Origin of the sequence: Gluconobacter sp. P5H9_a, assembly GCF_018812085.1 — a bacterium.
Taxonomy (GTDB): Bacteria; Pseudomonadota; Alphaproteobacteria; order Acetobacterales; family Acetobacteraceae; genus Gluconobacter.
Window position 1 is genome coordinate 19534 of sequence record NZ_JACRVW010000005.1, and the last position, 21098, is coordinate 40631.

At 57.6% G+C, this 21098-nt stretch carries 17 protein-coding genes and 1 tRNA gene; 10 read left to right on the forward strand and 8 right to left on the reverse strand.

The annotated features are described in order from the left end of the window. Positions 1–82: 82 nt before the first annotated feature. Positions 83–895, reverse strand: a complete 813-nt coding sequence (locus KP708_RS06725) for a mechanosensitive ion channel family protein (protein ID WP_202206503.1) — start codon at positions 893–895, stop codon at positions 83–85. A 311-nt stretch (positions 896–1206) separates the two neighbouring features. On the opposite strand from KP708_RS06725, the gene fdhA reads away from it, so the two are divergent. Beyond that, positions 1207–2400, forward strand: coding sequence for a formaldehyde dehydrogenase, glutathione-independent (gene fdhA / locus KP708_RS06730; protein ID WP_215748937.1), 1194 nt, complete (start codon positions 1207–1209; stop codon positions 2398–2400). Positions 2401–2475: 75 nt separating this feature from the next. Further along, positions 2476–3045, forward strand: coding sequence for an NADPH-dependent FMN reductase (locus KP708_RS06735; RefSeq protein WP_215748938.1), 570 nt, complete (start codon positions 2476–2478; stop codon positions 3043–3045). 76 nt (positions 3046–3121) lie between these two features. Here the strand turns inward: KP708_RS06735 and gltB are convergent, their stop codons facing one another. The 3 genes from gltB to KP708_RS06750 form a co-directional block, all read right to left on the reverse strand. Next, a complete protein-coding gene (gene gltB, locus KP708_RS06740; protein ID WP_215757162.1) occupies positions 3122–7642 on the reverse strand; it encodes a glutamate synthase large subunit in 4521 nt (1506 codons plus the stop codon). Further along, a complete protein-coding gene (locus KP708_RS06745; protein WP_215748941.1) occupies positions 7639–9072 on the reverse strand; it encodes an NAD(P)-dependent oxidoreductase in 1434 nt (477 codons plus the stop codon). The genes gltB and KP708_RS06745 overlap by 4 nt, the downstream gene beginning before the upstream one ends. 176 nt (positions 9073–9248) lie before the next feature. Continuing rightward, on the reverse strand, positions 9249–10205 hold the full coding sequence (locus KP708_RS06750; protein ID WP_252347229.1) for a complex I NDUFA9 subunit family protein: 957 nt from the start codon (positions 10203–10205) through the stop codon (positions 9249–9251). Positions 10206–10315: 110 nt separating this feature from the next. Here KP708_RS06750 and KP708_RS06755 point away from each other — a divergent pair. The 7 genes from KP708_RS06755 (at position 10316) to rpoN (ending at position 15911) form a co-directional block, all read left to right on the forward strand. Beyond that, a tRNA-Leu gene (locus tag KP708_RS06755) sits at positions 10316–10402 on the forward strand. A gap of 61 nt (positions 10403–10463) precedes the next feature. Beyond that, entirely contained in the window at positions 10464–11108 is a 645-nt protein-coding gene (locus KP708_RS06760) for a ribonuclease D (protein ID WP_215748943.1), read from the forward strand. 21 nt (positions 11109–11129) lie between these two features. Further along, a complete protein-coding gene (locus KP708_RS06765; protein WP_086634479.1) occupies positions 11130–12116 on the forward strand; it encodes an SIS domain-containing protein in 987 nt (328 codons plus the stop codon). After that, on the forward strand, positions 12113–12883 hold the full coding sequence (lptC, locus tag KP708_RS06770) for an LPS export ABC transporter periplasmic protein LptC (RefSeq protein WP_215748945.1): 771 nt from the start codon (positions 12113–12115) through the stop codon (positions 12881–12883). The genes KP708_RS06765 and lptC overlap by 4 nt, the downstream gene beginning before the upstream one ends. Next, positions 12880–13824, forward strand: coding sequence for an LptA/OstA family protein (locus KP708_RS06775; protein WP_202206493.1), 945 nt, complete (start codon positions 12880–12882; stop codon positions 13822–13824). Before lptC ends, KP708_RS06775 begins: the two co-directional genes overlap by 4 nt. Beyond that, a complete protein-coding gene (gene lptB / locus KP708_RS06780) occupies positions 13821–14576 on the forward strand; it encodes an LPS export ABC transporter ATP-binding protein (protein WP_046899759.1) in 756 nt (251 codons plus the stop codon). The genes KP708_RS06775 and lptB overlap by 4 nt, the downstream gene beginning before the upstream one ends. Positions 14577–14585: 9 nt before the next feature. After that, complete coding sequence (rpoN, locus tag KP708_RS06785) at positions 14586–15911, forward strand: RNA polymerase factor sigma-54 (RefSeq protein ID WP_215748946.1); 1326 nt, start codon at positions 14586–14588, stop codon at positions 15909–15911. A gap of 14 nt (positions 15912–15925) precedes the next feature. Here the strand turns inward: rpoN and KP708_RS06790 are convergent, their stop codons facing one another. Next, positions 15926–17545 (reverse strand): ABC-F family ATP-binding cassette domain-containing protein, encoded by a 1620-nt coding sequence (locus KP708_RS06790; protein ID WP_215748947.1) that lies wholly within the window; start codon positions 17543–17545, stop codon positions 15926–15928. Positions 17546–17630: 85 nt separating this feature from the next. Continuing rightward, positions 17631–18686: a hypothetical protein gene (locus KP708_RS06795; RefSeq protein ID WP_215748948.1), complete on the reverse strand. Its 1056-nt coding sequence runs from the start codon at positions 18684–18686 to the stop codon at positions 17631–17633. Between the two features lie 259 nt (positions 18687–18945). Between KP708_RS06795 and fucP the strand changes: the two genes are divergently transcribed. After that, positions 18946–20280, forward strand: coding sequence for an L-fucose:H+ symporter permease (gene fucP, locus KP708_RS06800; RefSeq protein ID WP_215748950.1), 1335 nt, complete (start codon positions 18946–18948; stop codon positions 20278–20280). 160 nt (positions 20281–20440) lie between these two features. Here fucP and KP708_RS06805 read toward each other — a convergent pair whose 3' ends face one another. Continuing rightward, the gene (locus KP708_RS06805; RefSeq protein WP_215748951.1) at positions 20441–20803 is read right to left on the reverse strand and encodes a RidA family protein; all 363 of its coding nucleotides are present in this window, start codon (positions 20801–20803) and stop codon (positions 20441–20443) included. Between the two features lie 9 nt (positions 20804–20812). Beyond that, positions 20813–21064, reverse strand: coding sequence for a DUF1150 family protein (locus tag KP708_RS06810; RefSeq protein ID WP_202206487.1), 252 nt, complete (start codon positions 21062–21064; stop codon positions 20813–20815). Positions 21065–21098 lie beyond the last annotated feature (34 nt).

Here is a 21098-nt window from a genome sequence, read left to right on the forward strand (position 1 = left end):
CGGCGCTGTGCTCTTAATGGAACACGTTCAAAAGACCATAACGCGGCCTGCCCAGCATAATCCTGAACAGGCCTCAAAAAGGTCAGGCAGCGGTGCGAGCCGTAACACCCAGACGGAAGCCTTCTTTCTTCAGCGCCTGAATAGATGCTTCAGAGTACTTGGCAACCAGCGGCGTTACATTGCCCGGAGCACACCAGAAGCCCAGCGTAACGGCGACATTGGCCGGACGAGGCAGAAACGAAACGGATGGCGCGGGCGTCTTGAGAACCAGAGCATCATTTTCAAACAGCCCCAGAAGCAGGGCACGAGCCTTGTCGATATCGTCATTATAATCAATCAGCAGGCTGACCGATGCCAGCAGTCGCTCGGACTGGGAGCTGTTGATGACGACATTGTTCGAAAGCGTTCCGTTGGGCACGTAAACGATGTCATTCGTGGAATCCTGTAGCACAGTCCGGAACATCTCGATCGAGACAACCGTTCCGGTATTGCCCGCTGCCGTAATGGAATCACCCACCTTGAATGGACGGAACAGCAGGATCAGCACGCCACCCGCAAAGTTGGCGAGACTGCCCTGAAGCGCCATGCCAACAGCTAGACCAGCTGCACCCAGAACTGCGACGAAGGACGTCGTTGCAATGCCAACCATCGAAGCAACGCTGATCAGCAGAAGCGCCTTCAGCAGCAGCCCGACGACGCTGAGCAGGAAGCCCCTCAGGGTTGGCTCAATGTTGCTGGCGGCCATCATGCGGCCCATGCCGCGCGTGATCATGTTGATGATGGACCAGCCCACCAGCAGCACAATAATCGCCAGAACAAGCTGTCCGACATAGCTCAGTAGTGTGGGCAGCCAGCCATAAAACTGGCCCCATAACGTATTGACGTGATTTTCCATGAACACCTCGGTTGATCGTACAGTTGGCACCACCGTGCCTACAGATGAACCACAGGTTAATGGGGTTATAGGGCCAGCTTCAAGTCTGCCCTGGAAAGTCGGTTATATCCCGGCTCACAAACCACCCTCGAAAGAGGACGGCAAGCAACAGACATGTTTCCCATCACTTTCAGGCGAGAGGCGCGTCTGTAGCCCTATGTCACGGTTCCAGAGAGCATGACGAACGTTGAGGTCTCTGTACGACAACATTTCGTCGTGCCGGGCGAACCCGGCCGCAAGGGATGGCCGCTGCCCGAACCTGGAGAGAAGCCATGTCTGACGAAAACAGAGGGGTCGTTTATCTCGGCCCCAATCATGTTGAAGTCCAGCGGATCGATGACCCCAGAATGGAGAAACCCGATGGCCGGAAGATTGACCACGGCGTCATTCTCAAGGTCGTCTCCACCAATATCTGCGGCTCCGACCAGCATATGGTCCGAGGCCGCACGACCGCCCCATCGGGGTTGGTCCTGGGCCACGAAATCACCGGCGAAGTCATCGAAACAGGCTCGGATGTCGAAATGGTCCGCAAGGGCGATCTGGTCTCCGTTCCCTTCAACGTCGCCTGTGGCCGATGCCGATGCTGCCGCGAACAGCACACGGGCGTGTGCCTGACGGTCAATGCGAGCCGCGCGGGTGGCGCATATGGTTATGTGGATATGGGCGGATGGATTGGCGGACAAGCCCGGTACGTCATGGTCCCTTATGCCGATTTCAATCTGCTGCGCTTCCCTGACAAGGCTCAGGCACTTGAGCGCATCAGAGATCTCACAATGCTGACCGATATTCTCCCTACCGGATTCCACGGCGCCATCAATGCCAAGGTGGGTGTAGGCTCAACGGTCTATATCGCAGGAGCAGGCCCCGTCGGCATGGCCGCAGCCGCATCGGCGCGCATTCTTGGCGCTGCCGTCGTCATGATCGGCGATTTCAATCCTGAACGCCTCGCTCATGCCAAGGCGGTCGGGTTTGAGCCCATCAACCTCCAGAACCACGACAGGCTCGGTGACCTCATCGAACAGGTCATTGGAACACCGGAGGTCGACAGCTTCATTGATGCCGTCGGTTTCGAGGCCAAGGGATACGACGGAAAGGAACAACCTGCCGTCATCCTTAATCAGGCCATGGAAGTCACCCGGCCAGCCGGGGCCATTGGTATTCCGGGCCTGTATGTGACGGAAGATCCGGGCGCTCATGAAGCTGCGGCGCAGAAAGGCAACCTGACACTCCGGCTGGGTCAGGGCTGGGCCAAAAGCCAGTCGTTCCACACCGGTCAGACCCCTGTCCTGCGTTATAACCGGCAACTTATGCAGGCCATTCTGCATGGACGCCTGCCTATTGCTGATATCGTCAACGCCACCGTGATTTCACTGGAAGACGCACCACGCGGCTACCATGACTTTGACAATGGCGCGCCGCGCAAATTCGTTCTCGATCCTCACGGAATGCTGAAAACCGCAGCCTGACTCACTCTGACGTCATGTCATGGTTGCCCTAGCTTTTGGCCATGACATGACCGGCACTTCGATGGAGACCTGTCCATGCCCAACGATACGCCCCTGCATTTCGTCACCCTGCTCGGAAGCCTGCGCAAAGCATCCTTCAACGCGGCAGTTGCTCGTGCTTTGCCGGAGCTTGCGCCCGAAGGGGTTTCCATTACCCCGCTCGGATCAATCGGGGATTTTCCGCATTACAACGCAGATGTTCAGGACACAGGTTTTCCGGCTCCCGTTCTGGCCATGGCGGAGCAGATCCGGGCTGCAGACGGCGTCATTATCGTGACCCCGGAATATAATTATTCCATTCCCGGCGTACTGAAGAACGCCATCGACTGGCTCTCCCGTGTAACGCCTCAACCTTTCAGCGGCAAACCCGTCGCCATCCAGACGGCTTCCCCCGGCATGATCGGAGGGGCCAGAGCGCAATACAACCTCCGACAGAATATGGTGTTTCTGGACGCTTTTGTTCTTAACCGCCCAGAGGTCATGATTGGCATGGTCGCAGGGAAAGTAGATCCGGAAACGCTGAAACTGACTGACGAACCTACCTGCAAGTTTATTGCCGGCCAGATCGTTGCCCTTGCTGCATTAGCTCGAAAGCTTCGGAACTGACCCCGCAGAAGGCAAAAGAAAACCCCGCACCAGAAACCTGATGCGGGGCTGTTCAGAATTTACTCGATCAAAGCAATCAGGCTGAAAGCTTGGACAGATCTTCCTGCACATAGCCAATGACCTTGGCATATTCGCGGGGAACGATGTGCCAGAACTGCTCCAGCGTGTGCTCCCAGCAGTGCAGCAGGTCCGCGGCGTAAGTGCTGCCTGTTTCTTCCACATGCTGCTCGACCAGCGTGCGCAGTTCCACGTCCCAGCGGCTGCCAGGCTGCACGCGGTTCCACATCACCGTGTCCGGATTGATGCGGGATTCAAAGCGGTCCTTCGGATCGAGCACATAGGCCATGCCGCCCGTAAAGCCAGCACCGAAGTTATCGCCAGTTTCACCGAGGATCACGACCTTACCGCCGGTCATGTACTCGCAACCATTCGAGCCACAGCCTTCAACAACAGCCGTCGCACCGGAGTTACGAACCGCGAAACGCTCACCAGCCTGACCGGCCGCAAAGAGCTTGCCACTCGTCGCGCCGTACAGAACCGTGTTGCCGATGATCGCATTTTCTTCCGAACGCCACGTGGACGCCGGAGACTGACGGACAACGATCGTCGCACCCGAAAGCCCCTTACCGACGTAATCGTTGGAATCGCCTTCCACGATCATCTTCAGCCCCTGCACCGCGAAGGCACCCAGGGACTGACCAGCCGACCCACGGAGCGACAGCGTAAGCTGGCCTTCCGGCAGTTCGTGCATCCCGAACTGACGGGTGATCATACCGGAAATACGCGTCCCGATCGCACGATGCGTGTTCTGCACGTTGTAGTGCAGGTGCAGCTTCTCACGACGCTCGAACAGCGGGATCGCATCGGCCACGATCTGTGCGTCCAGCGTTTCCGGAACCTCGTTACGGCCCTCGCGGGTGCAGTAACGGGCATGTTCACCCGGATCGGCCTGCACCAGCAGGGAGTTCAGATCCAGATCATCCAGATAGTCCGCACCGCGGGACACCTGACGCAGCATATCCGTCCGTCCAATGACGTCCTTCAGGGAGCGAACGCCTAGATCGGCAAGGATATGGCGGATGTCTTCAGCAATCAGCGTGAAAAGGTTGATGACCTTCTCCGGGGAGCCCTCGAACTTCGCACGCAGCTTTTCGTCCTGAACGCAGACGCCGACAGGGCAGGTGTTGGAATGGCACTGACGCACCATGATGCAGCCCATGGCCACCAGCGCGGCCGTACCAATGCCGAACTCTTCGGCCCCCAGCATCGCCGCCATGACAACGTCACGACCCGTCTTGATGCCGCCATCGGTCCGCAACACCAGACGATGACGCAGCCGGTTCAGCATCAGCACCTGATGCGCTTCGGACAACCCCATCTCCCAGGGCAGACCCGCATAATGGATCGAAGACTGCGGGCTCGCCCCCGTCCCGCCCGAATGGCCGGAAATCAGGATCGCATCCGCCTTGGCCTTCGCCACACCAGCCGCAATCGTGCCGATGCCCGTCCGCGCCACCAGCTTAACCGTGACGGTCGCCGTCGGATTGATCTGCTTGAGATCGTAAATGAGCTGCGCCAGATCCTCGATCGAATAGATGTCATGATGCGGCGGCGGCGAAATCAGCGTGACCCCCGGCGTCGCATGACGCAGACGCCCGATCAGTTCCGTGACCTTGAAACCCGGAAGCTGCCCGCCCTCGCCGGGCTTCGCACCCTGCGCCATCTTGATCTCGATCTCGCGGCAGTCATTCAGATACTGCGCCGTCACACCAAACCGCCCGGACGCCACCTGCTTGATGGCCGAAGACGCATTGTCCCCGTTCGGACGCGGCTTGGAACGCTCGGCATCCTCGCCACCCTCACCGGAATCGGACTTCGCCCCGATCCGGTTCATGGCAATTGCCAGCGTCTCATGTGCCTCGGGGCTCAGAGCGCCCAGCGAAATCCCCGGCGCCACAAGGCGACGACGGATCTGTGTGATGCTCTCAACCTCGTCCACCGGGATCGGTGCATGAGGCGCTTTAAAGTCCAGCAGATCGCGCAGGGCGACCGGCGGCATCTGACGCACGGCATCCGCGTAACGGCGATACAGCGTATAGCTGTTGGCCGAAACCGCACTTTGCAGCATGTGCACAAGTTGACCGGAGAAGGCATGCGTCTCGCCCTGACGGCGCAGCTTGTAGCGGCCACCGACCGGAAGCGCTTCAACCTTCTGATCCCACGCAGCCGCATGAGCCTTCAGGATGTTGCGGGCGATACCCGGCAGACCAATGCCGGAAATACGCGACGGCATGCCTGGGAAGAACTCGGCCACCAGCGCACGGGACAGACCAATGGCTTCAAAGTTGTAACCGCCGCGGTAAGCCGAGATGATGGAAATCCCGAACTTGGACATGATCTTGAGCAGACCCTTGTCCACCGCTTTGCGGTAACGCTCCATCGCCTCACGCATCGTCATCTGGCCGAACAGGCCACGACGCAGACGATCCGCGATGCTGTGCTGGGCCAGCGCCGGGTTCACTGTCGTCGCACCAACACCGATCGTCACGGCAATAGCGTGAACGTCGATGGCACTGGACGTCCGAACGTTCAGGGACGTGAACGTGCGCAGGGAATGACGCACAAGGTGAACATGCACGGCGGCCGTCGCAAGGATCATCGGCACGGCCACACGATCCGGACCTGTGTTCTCATCCGTCAGGAACAGAKGGGTGCAACCGCCACGGACATGATCTTCCGCCTGAACCCGGATGGACGCGATCGCCGCACGCAGCCCTTCTTCGCCGTCCTCAACCGGGAAAGTACAGTCGATCGAGGCAGCGTTCTCACCGCAGACTTTCCGCAGTTCATCAAACTCCCCAACCGTCAGAACCGGGCTGGGAAGCTGAAGCAGATCGCACTGTTCCGGGCGCTCATCGAGAATGTTCCCCAGATTACCCAGACGCGTAATCAGGCTCATCACCCGTGTTTCACGCAAGGAATCAATCGGCGGGTTCGTAACCTGGCTGAAGCCCTGACGGAAATAATGCGACAGACCACGGTAGATCTTGGACAGAACCTGAAGCGGCGTGTCGTCACCCATGGAGCCCAGGGCTTCGGCAGCCGTCTCGACCATCGGGTGAAGGATGGTTTCCAGCTCTTCATGCGTCAGGCTGACGGCCATCTGCTGGCGACGCAGCACGTCCGCAGCCATACCTTCCGGCTCGACCACATCCCGCACGATCGGCTCGATATTGCGGATGCGCTTGACCCAGGACTGGAAATCCTGACGGGAGGCCAGCATTTCAAGCAGTTCATCCGGCTGGTAGAGGCGACCTTCCTTGAGATCGAGCGCCAGCGTCTGCCCCGGACCAAGGCGCCCGCGACGCTGAATGCGCGCTTCCGGCACGCGGACCATGCCCGCTTCCGAACCCACGATCAGCAGATTGTCATTCGTGATGGAATACCGCAGCGGACGCAGACCCGCACGATCCAGCCCGGCGATGACCCAGCGGCCATCCGTCGCACAGACTGCGGCCGGGCCATCCCAAGGTTCAATCACCGCATTGCAGTAGCGGAACATGGCCCGCGCTGCCGGAGAAATCGCGGAGTTCGCGCCGCTGGACGCCGGAATGAGCATCATCTTGGCCATCGGCGCGCTGCGGCCACCGAAGGTCATGAGCTCAAAGACGTTATCCAGCGCCGCCGTATCCGAACCCGCAGCCTGCACGACCGGTTTCAGATCATCCATGTAAGGATCGAGTGCCGCGTGTGACAGGCGCGTTTCGTGCGACCGCATCCAGTTGGTGTTGCCGGAGATCGTGTTGATCTCACCGTTATGCGCCACCTTGCGGAACGGCTGGGCCAGCTTCCAGGTCGGGAACGTGTTGGTCGAGTAACGCTGATGGTAGATCGCGAACCGAGAGACAAAGCGCTCGTCCAGAAGATCTGGATAAAAATCCGTCAGGTTCTCGGCAAGGAACATGCCCTTATAGATGACCGAACGGCAGGACAGCGAACAGATATACAGATCCACCTGCTGGCTTGTCGCCTGCTTCTCGATGCGACGACGCAGCACATACAGGTCACGCTCGAACTCGTCTTCCGTCCGACCGAGCGTATTGCGGATCATGATCTGTTCGATCTCGGGGCGCGTCTGGTTGGCCTTCTCACCAATGCAGGCCGTATCGATCGGCACCTGACGCCAGCCATAGATTCCGTAACCGAAGTTCAGAACCTCGGTTTCGATGATCTGACGGCCAGCTTCCTGCGACGCCAGGTCCGTCTTCGGCAGGAACACCATGCCAACGGCAATGCGACCGTCGATCGTGTCATCGCTGGAGCTGTTATGAATGGCCTCTGCGAAGAAATCCTGCGGGATTTCGACATGGATGCCCGCACCATCGCCCGTCTTGCCATCAGCATCGACAGCGCCACGGTGCCAGATATTCCCCAGAGCCTCGATACCTGCCTTCACAACAGCGCGGGACGGCTTGCCATCCAGCGCAGCCACAAGACCCACACCACAGGAATCGCGCTCCTGCGTTGGGTCATACAGCCCCTTCAGGCGCTCGACGTTCTCGGCATAATCGCGGATGAAATCGGTATTCTGTGTCATTCCGCGGCCTCCAGCGCCAGGGTCTTGGTCAGAGAAAGATGCATTGCGTCAGCCGCATCACGGCCGTCCTTGATGGCCCAGACAACGAGGCTGGCACCGCGTACAATATCGCCGCCAGCGAACACACCCGGCAGGCTGGTCTGGAAGCCGCCCGGCGGAACCGTCAGCGTGCCCCAACGCGTCACGGCAAGTTCCGGCTGCTGCCACTGGCCCGGCAGGTCTTCCGGATCGAAACCCAGCGCGCGGATCACAAGGTCGCCTTCAATAATGGAATGCTGGCCCGTGCCTTCGATAGAGCGGCGGCCCGTAGCATCCGGTGCACCAAGACGCATTTTCAGCACCTTCACACCTTCAACCGTACCTTCGCCCAGAAACTCTTCCGGTGCAGCAAGCCACTCGAAATTCGCGCCTTCTTCCTCGGCGTTGTAAACTTCCTGACGGGAGCCCGGCATGTTCGCACGGTCACGGCGATAAACGCAGGTAACCTTCTCGGCGCCCTGACGGATGGACGTCCGAACGCAGTCCATGGCCGTATCGCCACCACCGATGACAACAACACGACGGCCCTTTGCATGAAGTGCCACATCTTCGCCTGGGTCTTCGTCATATCCACGGCGGTTCGAAGCCGTCAGGAAGTCAATCGCATCCACAACGCCGTTCAGGTTTGCACCCGGAACATCTACGGAGCGCGAACGGTAGACGCCCGTCCCAAGGAACACCGCGTTATGACGCGTCCGCAGATCATCCAGCGAGGTTTCCCCCTCACCCGCACCGATTGGCGTGGAAAGATGGAAAATGATGCCCTGCTCTTCCAGCAGCTTGTGACGACGGGCCACGACATGCTTTTCCAGCTTGAAGCTCGGAATCCCGTAAGTCAGCAGGCCGCCCACACGGTCCTGACGTTCATAGACATGAACCTCATACCCGCGTGCCCGCAGACGTTCCGCACAGGCCAGACCGGCAGGGCCGGAACCCACGACGCCGACACTGATTTTGAGTTCACGATCCGGCAGACGCGGCTGCACCCAGCCCTGCTCGAAGGCATTTTCCGTAATGAAGCGCTCGACAGCACCGATAGTGACGCTCTCGAACCCCTTCTGGATCACACAGTTGCCTTCACACAGACGATCCTGCGGGCAGATGCGGCCGCAGATCTCCGGGAAGGTATTGGTGGCCGAAGACATCTCATAGGCTTCCTGCAAACGGTCTTCCGCCGTCAGCTTCAGCCAGTCCGGGATGTTGTTGCCCAACGGGCAATGCACGGAGCAGAACGGAATTCCACACTGAGAGCAGCGAGAGGCCTGCTCTTCAGCGCGGCTCATCGCAAACCCACGGTAAATCTCTCCAAAGTCTGCACGACGCTCAGCAGCGTCACGCTTCTCCGGAAGGATCTGTGGGTGATTGACGAACTGCAACATCCGTTCGGCCATGCGCCGTGTCTCCTAAAAACAGAACGCACGCCACGCGTACGAAATTTGTGGAATACCAGCTATTCCGTCAGTTTACGCGATAATAGTCAGCAATACTTACCAATATAAAAAAACCGACCTCATAACGTCACTTTTCTTGCGTCAGTGTCACATTTTATAGGTCCGATATGGACCAATTAGGCTTTTAGCTGGCGATAAAGCTTACAGATGCTTCCATTCAGATACCCCGGAACCACCATTCCCAGTGATGCAGGATGGATTCCGAGTGTCTGCAAGGTCTCAGCCCCCGGCTGTACGACATTATCGACAGACATCATGGCCACCTGGTCCCGTGTCAGCAGATGACGGGGCAACTTCTCCAGAACAGTCGCTTCAAGGCGCGCGACCACCTGCGGGATCGGGAGCAGGATTCTTGTACGACCCGACGCTTCGAGTACGAACGCCATAAGCTCACGCATACTCAGGATATCGGGACCACCGGCCTCAACCGTTAGACCTGCATTCTCCGGCTGCAGAAGTCGTAGCGCTGCTTCTGCAACGTCTTCCACAAATACCGGCTGATAATATGTGCGGCCAGCAAAAACCGGCAAAACAGGTGATAGCGCTGCGATCAAGGCAAACAGATTGAAAAAGCTGTCGTCCGTCCCGAACACCACAGACGGGCGAAGCAGACGCGCATCAGGAAAAACGTCCCGCACGACACGCTCTGCAGCCGCTTTACTCCGGCCATATGCCCCTGGAGACGTCAGAGAAGCACCAATGGCGGACATATGAACGTAATGCTTCACACCTGCCAGATGAGCCCGCACAGCTGCGAGCCGAGCGCCCTCGACATTAATGCGATGCAGAGTCTGCACATCTGGCGTCATGACAGACACAAGATTGACGACAGCGTCCACACCATCAAACAGACGATCAAGTTGCGCCGCATCATTGACTGACGTTTTCAGGAACTCGACGCGCCCTGTTCCGCGCGCTTTTCCAAGCCCCTGAATTTTTTCGGGATTCTGACTTCCCACACGAACGACATGCCCCGTGGCAACCAGCTTTCTCACCAAGCTGCGCCCGATAAAACCGCCACCGCCAATGACAGCGACCTTCTGCTGCCCCGCACCCGAAAAAAGTTTTTCCATTTCCCTGTTTTCTTTCATTCCAACTGTTGACGCTCTCATTCAGTCAATGTAAACGCCTCTTCACCAACCCGGGATGCCTCAGGAAACTGAAAAAACCCGGTGCTTTCTGAGCCCAGATGGCGGAATTGGTAGACGCGCAGGTTTCAGGTACCTGTGTCCGAAAGGACGTGGAAGTTCGAGTCTTCTTCTGGGCACCACAGACGGTCAGGTTCATACGAACCTTCCCCTCTGAGTTCATAAAAATTCGGTGACAACAAAATGAGCCAGCAGAACGCCATCCATCTTCATGACGGCGACCTGCCGGAAGATTTTGATATTGGCCCTGTTGTCGCCATAGATACCGAGACCATGGGTCTCAATCCCTACAGAGATCGCCTCTGCCTTGTGCAGCTTTCCGCCGGTGACGGTGAAGCACACCTCGTGCAGATCAAGCCTGTCTCCATGGGTGGCCGTGGCTATGATTGCCCTAATCTCAAAGCTTTCCTTTCGGATGCCTCGATCACCAAGCTGATGCACTTTGCTCGTTTTGACGTGGCCGTGCTCCAGAAGGCCTTTGACATCACGATCTCTTCCGTCATCTGCACCAAGATCGCTGCCCGCCTCGTCTATACGTTCACGGACCGTCATGGACTGGCCTATCTGTGCCGCGACCTGCTTGGCGTCGAGATCAGCAAGCACCAGCAGAGCTCGGACTGGGGCGCTGAAACCCTGACGGACGATCAGAAGCGCTATGCTGCATCTGACGTGCTTTATCTCCATGCCCTGTGGGACAAGCTTGAAGCCATGCTGATCCGGGAAGAGCGGCGGGAGCTGGCTCAGGCCTGCTTTGACTTCCTTTCAGCGCGCACCCGTCTGGACCTTCTGGGCTACGACGAGCCCGACATCTTCGCACACCGCGCGTAATCGCCTACACTGCGTCCCGACATGATAAACCCGGCTACCTCGCCCCTTCCCTCGGCCCTGCACACTCTTGCTGTCGAGCGACAGGGGCTTGAAGCGCTCGAAAGCGCCCTCGGCGGCTCTCTGGGGCAAGCTTTTAGCCACGCCATTGAGCGAATCCTTCTCTGTTCTGGCCGGCTGATTGTCACAGGGATCGGGAAGTCGGGTCATATTGGCCGCAAGATCCAAGCCACCCTTGCCTCTACCGGAACTCCGTCTCTTTTCGTGCACCCCGCAGAAGCCGCGCATGGTGATCTGGGCATGGTCGCGGCGGGGGATGTCATCCTTGCTCTCTCGAATTCCGGCGAAACCACAGAACTTGCCGCAATTCTGTCGTATGCGTCACACAGACAACTGGATGTGATCGCCATAACATCCGTCGAGACTTCAGCTCTGGCCCGTGCTGCCAAGATTGCTCTGGTTCTCCCTCCCGCCAGAGAAGCCTGCCCCATGGGACTGGCACCAACCACGAGCACGCTTCTCCAGCTTGCTCTTGGAGACGCGCTGGCCATCGCCCTTCTGGAAAAACGCGGCTTCACAGCCAACGATTTCAGCGTGTTTCACCCAGGCGGCCGTCTGGGCGCGCGTTTGCGCCCGGTGCGGGAGCTGATGCACACCGGAGAGGCCCTTCCACTCGGGGAAAAATCTCTCTCGCTTCGCTCGGTCATTCTGGAAATGACGCACAAAGCTTTTGGCTGCATGGGCGTGACGGACGAGAATGGCGCGCTGTGCGGTCTCATCACGGATGCGGATCTCCGACGGGCACTTCACAGTGATCTTGACACGACCACGGCGGAAGAGGTCATGAATCTCTCTCCAACCACGACAGCCCCCTCGACCCTGGCACAGGACGTCCTTCTTCTCATGAATGCACGCTCCAAACCGATCACGAGTCTTTTCGTCGTTGGAGAGGACGGACGCCCACAGGGCATCATTCACCTGCACGATCTCCTGAGGGCGGGCCTGGCATGACCGACTCGCCCAAGAATGACAAACGCCCCAAACGGGACGACTTTTCAGGAAACCGGAGCGAAAGCCTCGCCAAGCTTGACGCCCTGCGCCGTGCAGCATTCCAGAAGGTACGGACCGCTCCAAATCCGGAAGAGCTGGCTCGCCGCCGCTCTCTTCTGGGGTTCGCCAAATGGGCACTCCCAGGGCTCGCACTTGTTCTGCTGAGTTCAATTGCGGCGTGGCCCGAGATCTCTCATCTCGTCAATCAGAACCGTGCCGCTCTGAAGGAAATGGCCCGCCTGCGCGTTGAGAGCGGCAATATGGAAAATGCCGTCTATCGCGGTCTGGACGCCCATAACCACCTGTACATGATCACGGCACGCGTTACGCATCAGGAAGGCCCAGACCGTGTAGATCTGGTTGATCCAGTGGCGGATATCGAGCTGGCAGGCAATTCCTGGGCGCACATCAAGGCGGATCGGGGTGTCTACATGCAGCACGAGCAGACCTTGAATCTGGACGACAACGTGGTGCTTTACCGCGATGACGGGACGCTCATGAACGGCCCTTCCGCCGATATGGACCTGAAGCAGGACGTTATTGCATCCCACGACTGGGTCCATGCCGAAGGCCCATTTGGCAAGCAGGACGCGCAGGGCTATTTCCTGGACCAGCATGCAGGTATCATGCAGTTTACAGGGCCGGGTCTGACGGTCCGCAACGACGATAACGGCCCCCCTTCCATGGCGGCCCGCCTCCGCCAGGAAGGAGCCAAGACAGAGAAATGATGAGCCGCATCGCCAGACTGCTTCCCGTTGCAGGACTTCTCCTCGCCACTACCGCCACACCTGCCGCTTATGCGGATGGGCTGGATATGTCTCATGGCGAGGCCGTTAAGCTGTTCTGGAAAAGCGAGGAAATCTACGACCGGAACGCCCAGACAGTTACCTTGACTGGCGGTGCCCGCGCCGTACGAGGGGATGTAACGGTCGATGCCGATACGCTGATTGGCTATCTGCGCAAGAAAGCGGCTCCACAGGGGCAGCCAGCCACACCGCCGCCGTCGGCAAATGGACAGACGGGTGAAGCCGACCCGATGGGTGGCTCCCTTGAGCTGTACCGCATCGAAGCTCGCGGTCACGTCCATATCTATAACCAGACGGACCAAGGCTGGGGCGACCGTGCCCTGTATGACATGGATCAGGCCGTCATGGTCATGACTGGCAAGAACCTGAAACTTACGACGCCGCAGGATGTGCTCACTGCGCGTGACGTCATGGAATATCACTCCAAAACCCGCATGTCGGTCGGTCGTGGAAACGCAACTGTCACCACCAATGACGGGCGCCAGATCAAGGCTGACGTGCTGGTCTCCTTCAGTGCACCGGACTCCCCTGCACCCGCAGGACAGGCCCAGCCTGCGAAAAGCGACGGCAGCCCTCTTGGGGGTGGTTCTTCCAAATTGGATCGTGCTTATGGCTGGGGCCATGTCGTGCTTCGCACCCCCACTCAAACAGCAACCGGGGACAGAGGCGTCTATGTCTTTGCCAGCCAGATCGCCCGCCTGATCGGCCACGTGCATGTGACGCAGGGCCAGAACCAGAACAACGGGTCTCAGGCTATCGTCAATATGAAGACCGGCATTGCCACGATGCTGCCAGGATCTGACTCTCCTATTCAGGGACTGGTCGTTCCAAACGAAGCCAACAGCAGCCAGGCACCAAAGTGACAGACACATCCCCCTCATTTCCCGTGCTCCAGACCGGTCTGGTCGCCAGCGGGATCGGCAAGACCTACAAGAAGCGGGCTGTCGTCAAGAACGTGTCCATTCAGGTTCAACGCGGTGAGGCTGTTGGCCTCCTCGGACCGAACGGCGCAGGCAAGACGACAAGCTTCTACATGATCGTCGGACTGGTCCAGCCAGACACAGGCACCATTACGCTGGATGGAGCAGATATCACCCAACTGCCGATGTATCGGCGAGCCCGTCTGGGCGTTGGTTATCTGCCACAGGAAGCCAGCATTTTCCGCGGCCTAAACGTCGAACAGAACATCATGGCTGCGCTGGAAGTGATCGAATCCGATCCTGAAAAACGCGAAACCATGCTGAACGGCCTTCTCGCGGAGTTTGGCATCACGCATCTGCGCCACTCGCCGTCCCTGGCCTTGTCCGGCGGTGAACGCCGTCGTCTGGAAATTGCCCGCGCCCTGGCAAGCCAGCCGAACTACATCCTGCTGGATGAGCCTCTAGCCGGTATTGACCCTATTGCTGTCGGCGAAATTCGCGATCTTGTGTCTCACCTCAAGGATCGTGGCATCGGCGTGCTGATTACGGACCATAACGTCCGCGAAACGCTCGAAGTCATTGACCGCGCCTACATCATGCATGGCGGTCAGGTTCTGATGGAAGGTACACCGGAAGCCATCGTCGCCAATGAAGATGTGCGCCGGGTCTATCTTGGAGAGAACTTCTCGCTCTAATCTGACGGGATGCTCAGTCCCGGTCTGATTCAGCGCCAGTCACAGTCGCTCGTCATGACGCCACAGTTGCGTCAGGCGATTGCGATGCTGCAACTGGGCCATCAGGAGCTGACGCAATCACTTCAGCAGATTGCGGAACTGAACCCCCTTCTCGTTCTGGAATCCACGGACACTGCTCCCAACACAGAGCCCGCAGATCCCGCATCTGACTTGCACGATGATGACCCTGAACGGTTTACTTCGGGTTCGGAACGACCAGAGACTGCGGCCCCCGGCCCCACACTTCATGATGATCTGATTGCCCAGATCCATCTCCGGTTTCCCGTCCAGCAGGACTGTGCTGCCGCTCTTTATCTTCTGGCTTGCCTCGATGAGGCCGGACGATTACCGGAAGCAGTTTCAGGCCTTGCGGTCGAACTTGGTGTCGAGCCCGCTGTTCTTGAAACTATCCGCCAAGTTCTGATGCGACTGGAGCCTGCTGGTCTTTTTACACGCTCCTTGGGAGAGTGCCTGGCGGTCCAGCTGGAACAGAAAAATCGGCTAGATCCTGCCATGAAAATTCTTCTGGCTAATCTCGATCTTTTAGCCCGAAGGGACTGGCGGCTGCTCCGCCAGAAATGTCAGCTCGAACAGGACGACTTGCTCGATATGCTGACAGAAATTCAGGCTCTTAATCCCAGACCGGGCTTTGATCCGCGCCAGCCAGTCTCCCCCATTCAGCCAGACCTGATCCTCCGCAAAAATGGTCCAGGGTTCCGCCTGACATTCAATCATCGTCTGCTGCCCCACTGTCACGTGGATCTGGAGATGCAAAGCGCGCTCGACAGTTCAACAGACGCCGGACGACAGCTTCTTGCTTATGCAAACGAGGCCAATGCTGTCATCCGCGCGCTGGAAATGCGTCGCCAGACTATTCTGAAGATTGGAGCCGAGATCGTCCGTCAGCAGGCGGCGTTCTTTGAAGAGGGCCTCGCTGCTCTCCGCCCCCTCACCATGCGCGACCTCGCCACAGGCGCAGATGTCCATGAAAGCACGGTCAGCCGGGTTGTGCACGGGAAGTACATAGACACACCCCGCGGCATTCTTCCGCTTCGTATGTTTTTCTCTACGGCTCTTCAGGCCAGCGACGGCTCTACGCAAAGTGCCAGCGCCATTCAGCACCGCATCAAAACGCTGATCGCTTCGGAAGACGATGACATCCTGTCAGATGATGCCCTGACGACCCAACTTCAAAAAGAAGGGTTCGCCATCCAGCGCCGGACAGTGGCAAAATATCGGGAAGGCATGGGGATCGCAAAATCCAGCCAGAGGCGACGCCTGAGGAAAACCTCCTGACGTCTCAAGCCAGCTTAATGCAGGCCCGGCGCTTCCTGACCTGTACGCGCCACATATTCCGTATATCCGCCACCATACTGATGCACACCTTCCGGCGTGACTTCCAGAACGCGATTAGACAGGGCTGCCAAGAAGTGACGATCATGGGAGACGAACAGCATGGTTCCGTCATAGTCTGCGAGGGCCGTGATCAGCATTTCCTTCGTGGCCATATCCAGATGGTTGGTTGGCTCATCGAGTACGAGGAAGTTCGGTGGATCAAAGAGCATCAGAGCCATGACAAGGCGGGCCTTTTCGCCACCAGACAGAACCCGGCAGCTCTTTTCGACTTCGTCACCCGAAAATCCGAAACCACCAGCGAGCGAACGTAGAGCGCCCTGATTGGCCTGCGGGAAGGTATATTCCAACATTTCAAAGACTGTTCGGTCGCCATCAAGAAGGTCCATGGCGTGCTGGGCAAAATACCCGATCTTTACATTACTGCCGACGGTCACCGTTCCGGAATCCGGCGCCGTTGTCCCTGTCACCAGTTTTAGCAATGTGGACTTGCCAGCACCGTTCACACCCATGATGCAGCAGCGCTCACGCCGGCGGATCATCAGATCCAGTCCGTCATAGATCGTGCGACTGCCGTAGCGCTTGTCAACGCCTTGAATGTTGACCACCACATCACCCGAACGCGGAGCCGGTGCGAATTCGAAGCTCATGGCCTGACGACGCTTCGGCGGCTCCACGCGGTCGATCTTGTCCAGCTTCTTCACACGGCTCTGAACCTGCGCGGCATGAGACGCACGGGCCTTAAATCGCTCGATGAAGTTGATTTCCTTGGCCAGCATGGCCTGCTGGCGCTCAAACTGTGCCTGCTGGTGCTTCTCGTTCAGGGCCCGTTGTTCTTCATAGAATTCGTAGTTTCCAGAGAACGTCGTCAGGTTGCCGCCATCAATTTCGATCACTTTGTTGATGATACGGTTCATGAAGGCACGGTCATGAGACGTCATGAGCAATGCACCATCATAACCAGCAAGAAACTGCTCAAGCCAGATCAGACTTTCCAGATCAAGATGGTTGCTCGGCTCATCGAGCAGCATGACATCAGGCTTCATCAGAAGAATACGGCCCAGCGCCACGCGCATCTTCCAGCCGCCAGACAGAAGACTGACGTCTCCGTCCATCATTTCCTGGCTGAACCCGAGACCGTGTAAGACCTCACGCGCCTTGCCATCCAGCGCATAACCACCGAGATCCTCAAAGCGGCTCTGCACTTCACCGAAGCGCTCAATGATGCTGTCCAGCTCATCCATCCGCTCTGGGTCCGCCATAGCGGCTTCCAACTCGGCCAGTTCGGCAGCCACTTCCGAAACGGCACCTGCCCCGTTCATGACTTCCGCCACAGCACTGTGGCCGGACATTTCACCAACATCCTGGCTGAAGAAGCCGATGGTGACGCCACGATCCGTCAGAACGTTCCCTTCATCCGGCTCTTCCTGCTTTGTGATCATGCGGAACAGCGTGGATTTTCCCGCACCGTTGGGACCGACAAGACCCACCTTCTCGCCCTTCAGAAGAGCGGCTGAGGCCTCAATAAAAATGACGCGCTGGCCGTTATGCTTGCTGATATTGTCGAGACGAATCATGGATCCTCGGAGGCACTGGAAGCTGGAAATAAAGGGCTGTCGGGACTTACCCTTATCCCCGCATGGGCGGAACCCCAGAAAAAGCTTACTCAGGCACGCCTTCGTTCATGGCGTCATAGGCCTGCGGTGACAGGTCATGTGCGGAATTGTCCCGAATGACAGGAATGACTTTCTTCAGCCAGTCGGCATCCCGAATAACAAAATGCTGGAGCGTACGATTGTTACCTATGTTCCACGGCGCCCAAATATCCGATGTCCCAAGCATCTGGACATCGTTCGCCCCTGTATCAAAGAAATATGTGACTTCCTCCCAGGCTTTACCCATCGCCCGGAAATAGGTTGCACCGACGATCGTGGACGGAAAATGATCCTTGTTCTGGCTGATGGCTCTTTCCCCAATCAACAAAGGGAGCGGAGCCTTATCCAGATCCCAATCCGAGTAGGCAAAAGCGACCCTGTTGATGAACCAGCACTCTTCCTGCCCATCCTCCGGCTCCTGCAAAACACCCCGCGCATAACGCCGCACGTAGGCACAGTTTGAATTTGGCTGAAGAGGTGTCAGACTTTCTCCTGACCTTACCAGCACATAGCCAGTAGGTTCATGACCATCCATACGCGCGAGAAAAGCACCGCGCCTCACCGTTCCATCGGCAGCAGGCCTCTCCAGAACGGTTGCAAGTGTCGTCCAATCCCCTGGAGGCAACGGGATGGAATACGCGCCAAAGTTCAGGTCATGGCGAAAGACACGCCGTCTGTGATTTTGTTCAGCCGCCGCAGCTTCAAGTCCATTCAGTGAAAAGTCATTGTAACCAATAGCATAGTAAGGGACTTCCGAGGCGTAAAACTCATCACTCCTCAGTTCGACAGACATTCGCTTGGGGGGCTGGGGAGGAATAGGATAGGGAAAAACCTCCAGATCTTTCCGCAGCGCCTGTTCATCCTGCCTGACATCAGAACCCGTCTCTGCCTCTGGTCGAACGGGAACATTCAACCCGTTATCCAGAACGGAAGGCGTGTTGGCAGCTTGAGACGGGCCAAAAAATCCTGATCTCTGAAGGCTTGGCGTGATCAACGCACCACCCAAAGCACCGAGAGACGCCATCAGCAATAGACTCAGCAACTTCTCCCGACGTGTCATCATCTACTCATGCATGTTACTTTTAGAAACAAAGAGTGCCGATGCGGGGGCGGGCTGTAAAGGTCAAGAAGCCAGTGTAAATGTGGCATCTCCAGTCAATGTGATCTTTTGCCACTGTAAGAACATTTGAAATGATAAAAATATCGTTTTAGAACGTTATTTATGTGATATGCGCGATGAAAATCCTCTGCCCTCCCCCCTGTAGCCGACATGAGACCTCTTTTTTGTCTTTAGCGCTAAATCTACTTCCATGAGGCAATCCGTGGCCAAGTCTGACCCTATCGTCCAACTCCCGGACGGCTTTTACCTGAACCGCACGCCCCTTTTGGCTTTCGGGCTTCTATGTTGCCTGTTTTCCCTCTGGGGCTGCGCAATGAGCCTCAATGATGTGCTGATCGGGCAGTTCCGCAAGGCATTCATGCTGTCGGATTTTCAGTCCGCGCTCGTGCAATTTTCGTTCTACATCAGCTATTTTGTACTCGGTATTCCTGCGGGCATGATCATCAAGCGCTTTAGCTACAAATGGTCGATCCAACTCGGGCTGTTCCTGTATCTGATCGGCTGCTGCCTGTTCTTCCCCGCTGCCCATTTCGCGACATACCAGATCTTTTTCGTCGCCCTTTTTGTTGTCGCGGCGGGATTGGTCTTCATCGAAACTGCGGCCGATACCTATTGCACCCTGCTCGGCCCTCCGGGGCGCGGAACGCACCGCCTGAACTTTGCCAGTGCATTTCAACCGATTGGCGCCATTCTCGGCTCCAGCATGGGGGCCTACCTGATTTTCAAGGATGGCGACCTGTCACGCGAGCAGCTTTCCGCCATGCCTGCCGCTCAGGCCTGGCAGCATCAGCTCGGCATGATCCACGCCACCCTTGAGCCGTATGTCTACATTCTCGGGGTTCTGCTGGTCGTCATGATCGCGATTGGCGTCACGCGTTATCCGGCCTGCAAAGGGCGCGATCAGCAGCGCAGTCACGAACTGGATACTGCCGGGGCTCTCAAACGGCTGTTCGCAAATAAGCGCTTTGTCCTCGGTATCCTGACACAGTTTCTGTATGTCGGCGCACAGGTTGGCGTCTGGAGCTTCATCATCCGCCTCTCCATGCGACTAGGGCACATCAACGAACGGCAGGCCTCCGTGTACCTGATCGCCTCATTCTGTGCCTTCTTCGTCGGCAAGCTGGTTGCCAATTTCTTTATGCGGCACGCCCGTCCGGCGCGGGTTCTGTTCGTTTACAGCCTGCTTTGCATCGTGGCGCTGGGTTATGCGGTGATGGTGCATGACTTCACGGCTGTGTACGCGGCCATCCTCGTCAGTGGACTGCTCGGCCCCTGCTGGCCAACCATCTATGGCCTGACCGTCGATGAACTCGGCCATGACCGCGCTTATGGCGGCTCAATTCTGGTCATGAGCATCAGCGGCGGCGGTATCCTTCCGCTTCTGCAAGGCTACATCTCGGACGCTACAGGCGGAAACATGCAGCTTGCCTATATTGTGCCGATGGGATGCTTCGTCGTGATTGCGATGTTCGCAGCCTACTGCATGAAAAGCGGCGACGAAACGGCAGAACACGTCGTCTTCGATGCAACGCTTTAGGCCGGATGGGACCCACTTTAAGGCTTGTACGAACCTATCTTCGCACAAGCTTTGCCGAACGGTTCTTTAGATAAGGCCAGCAGCCCTACAAGTCGGAAGATACAAAAAAAGCGGTATGGCCACTAAAGCCATACCGCTTTTTTATGGAACTCTGCTGAGATCAGCGCAGGGCGGCAATCGCCGTAATTTCTACCCGCCAGTCCGGATCGGCCAGTTTCGCCTCAACCGTGGCACGGGCGGGCTTATGGCCTGTATCAAGCCACTTATCCCAAGCCTTGTTCATGTTCCCGATCTCATTGATGTCGGTCAGGAAGATCTGCACAGACAGAATACGGGTCTTGTCCGTCCCGAGATCAGCCAAAAGCGCGTCGATCTGGCGCAAGATGTCAGCCGTCTGGCCTTCGGTATCCAGCGTGGCATCGTCCGCAACCTGTCCGGCAAGATAAGCCAAACCGTTATGTGTCACCACGCCGGCCAAGCGGTTCTCTTCGAGGTGACGGATAATATCTGTATTGATGCTCACGCCAGAACCTTACTGAAGAAGAGTAGGAATCAATTCATGTTCGAGGATTGCGTCCATGGCGCTCTCCTCATCTTCGGCAACTGCCATCGGCGTGCCGTCAGCGGCGTGAATTGCCACCATCAACTCGCCGTCATGCAGCACTGATTTGACATAGGCCAGCTGGGACATCCCCAGCGTCCGAAGCTGCGGCCCCGTGATCCGCCTCAGATCTGCGGGGAGTACGTCTTCGTGCCCATCACTGTTTTCGAACGGGTTGTTCAATTCATAATCCTTACTGACACCTGAGGGCCTTTCC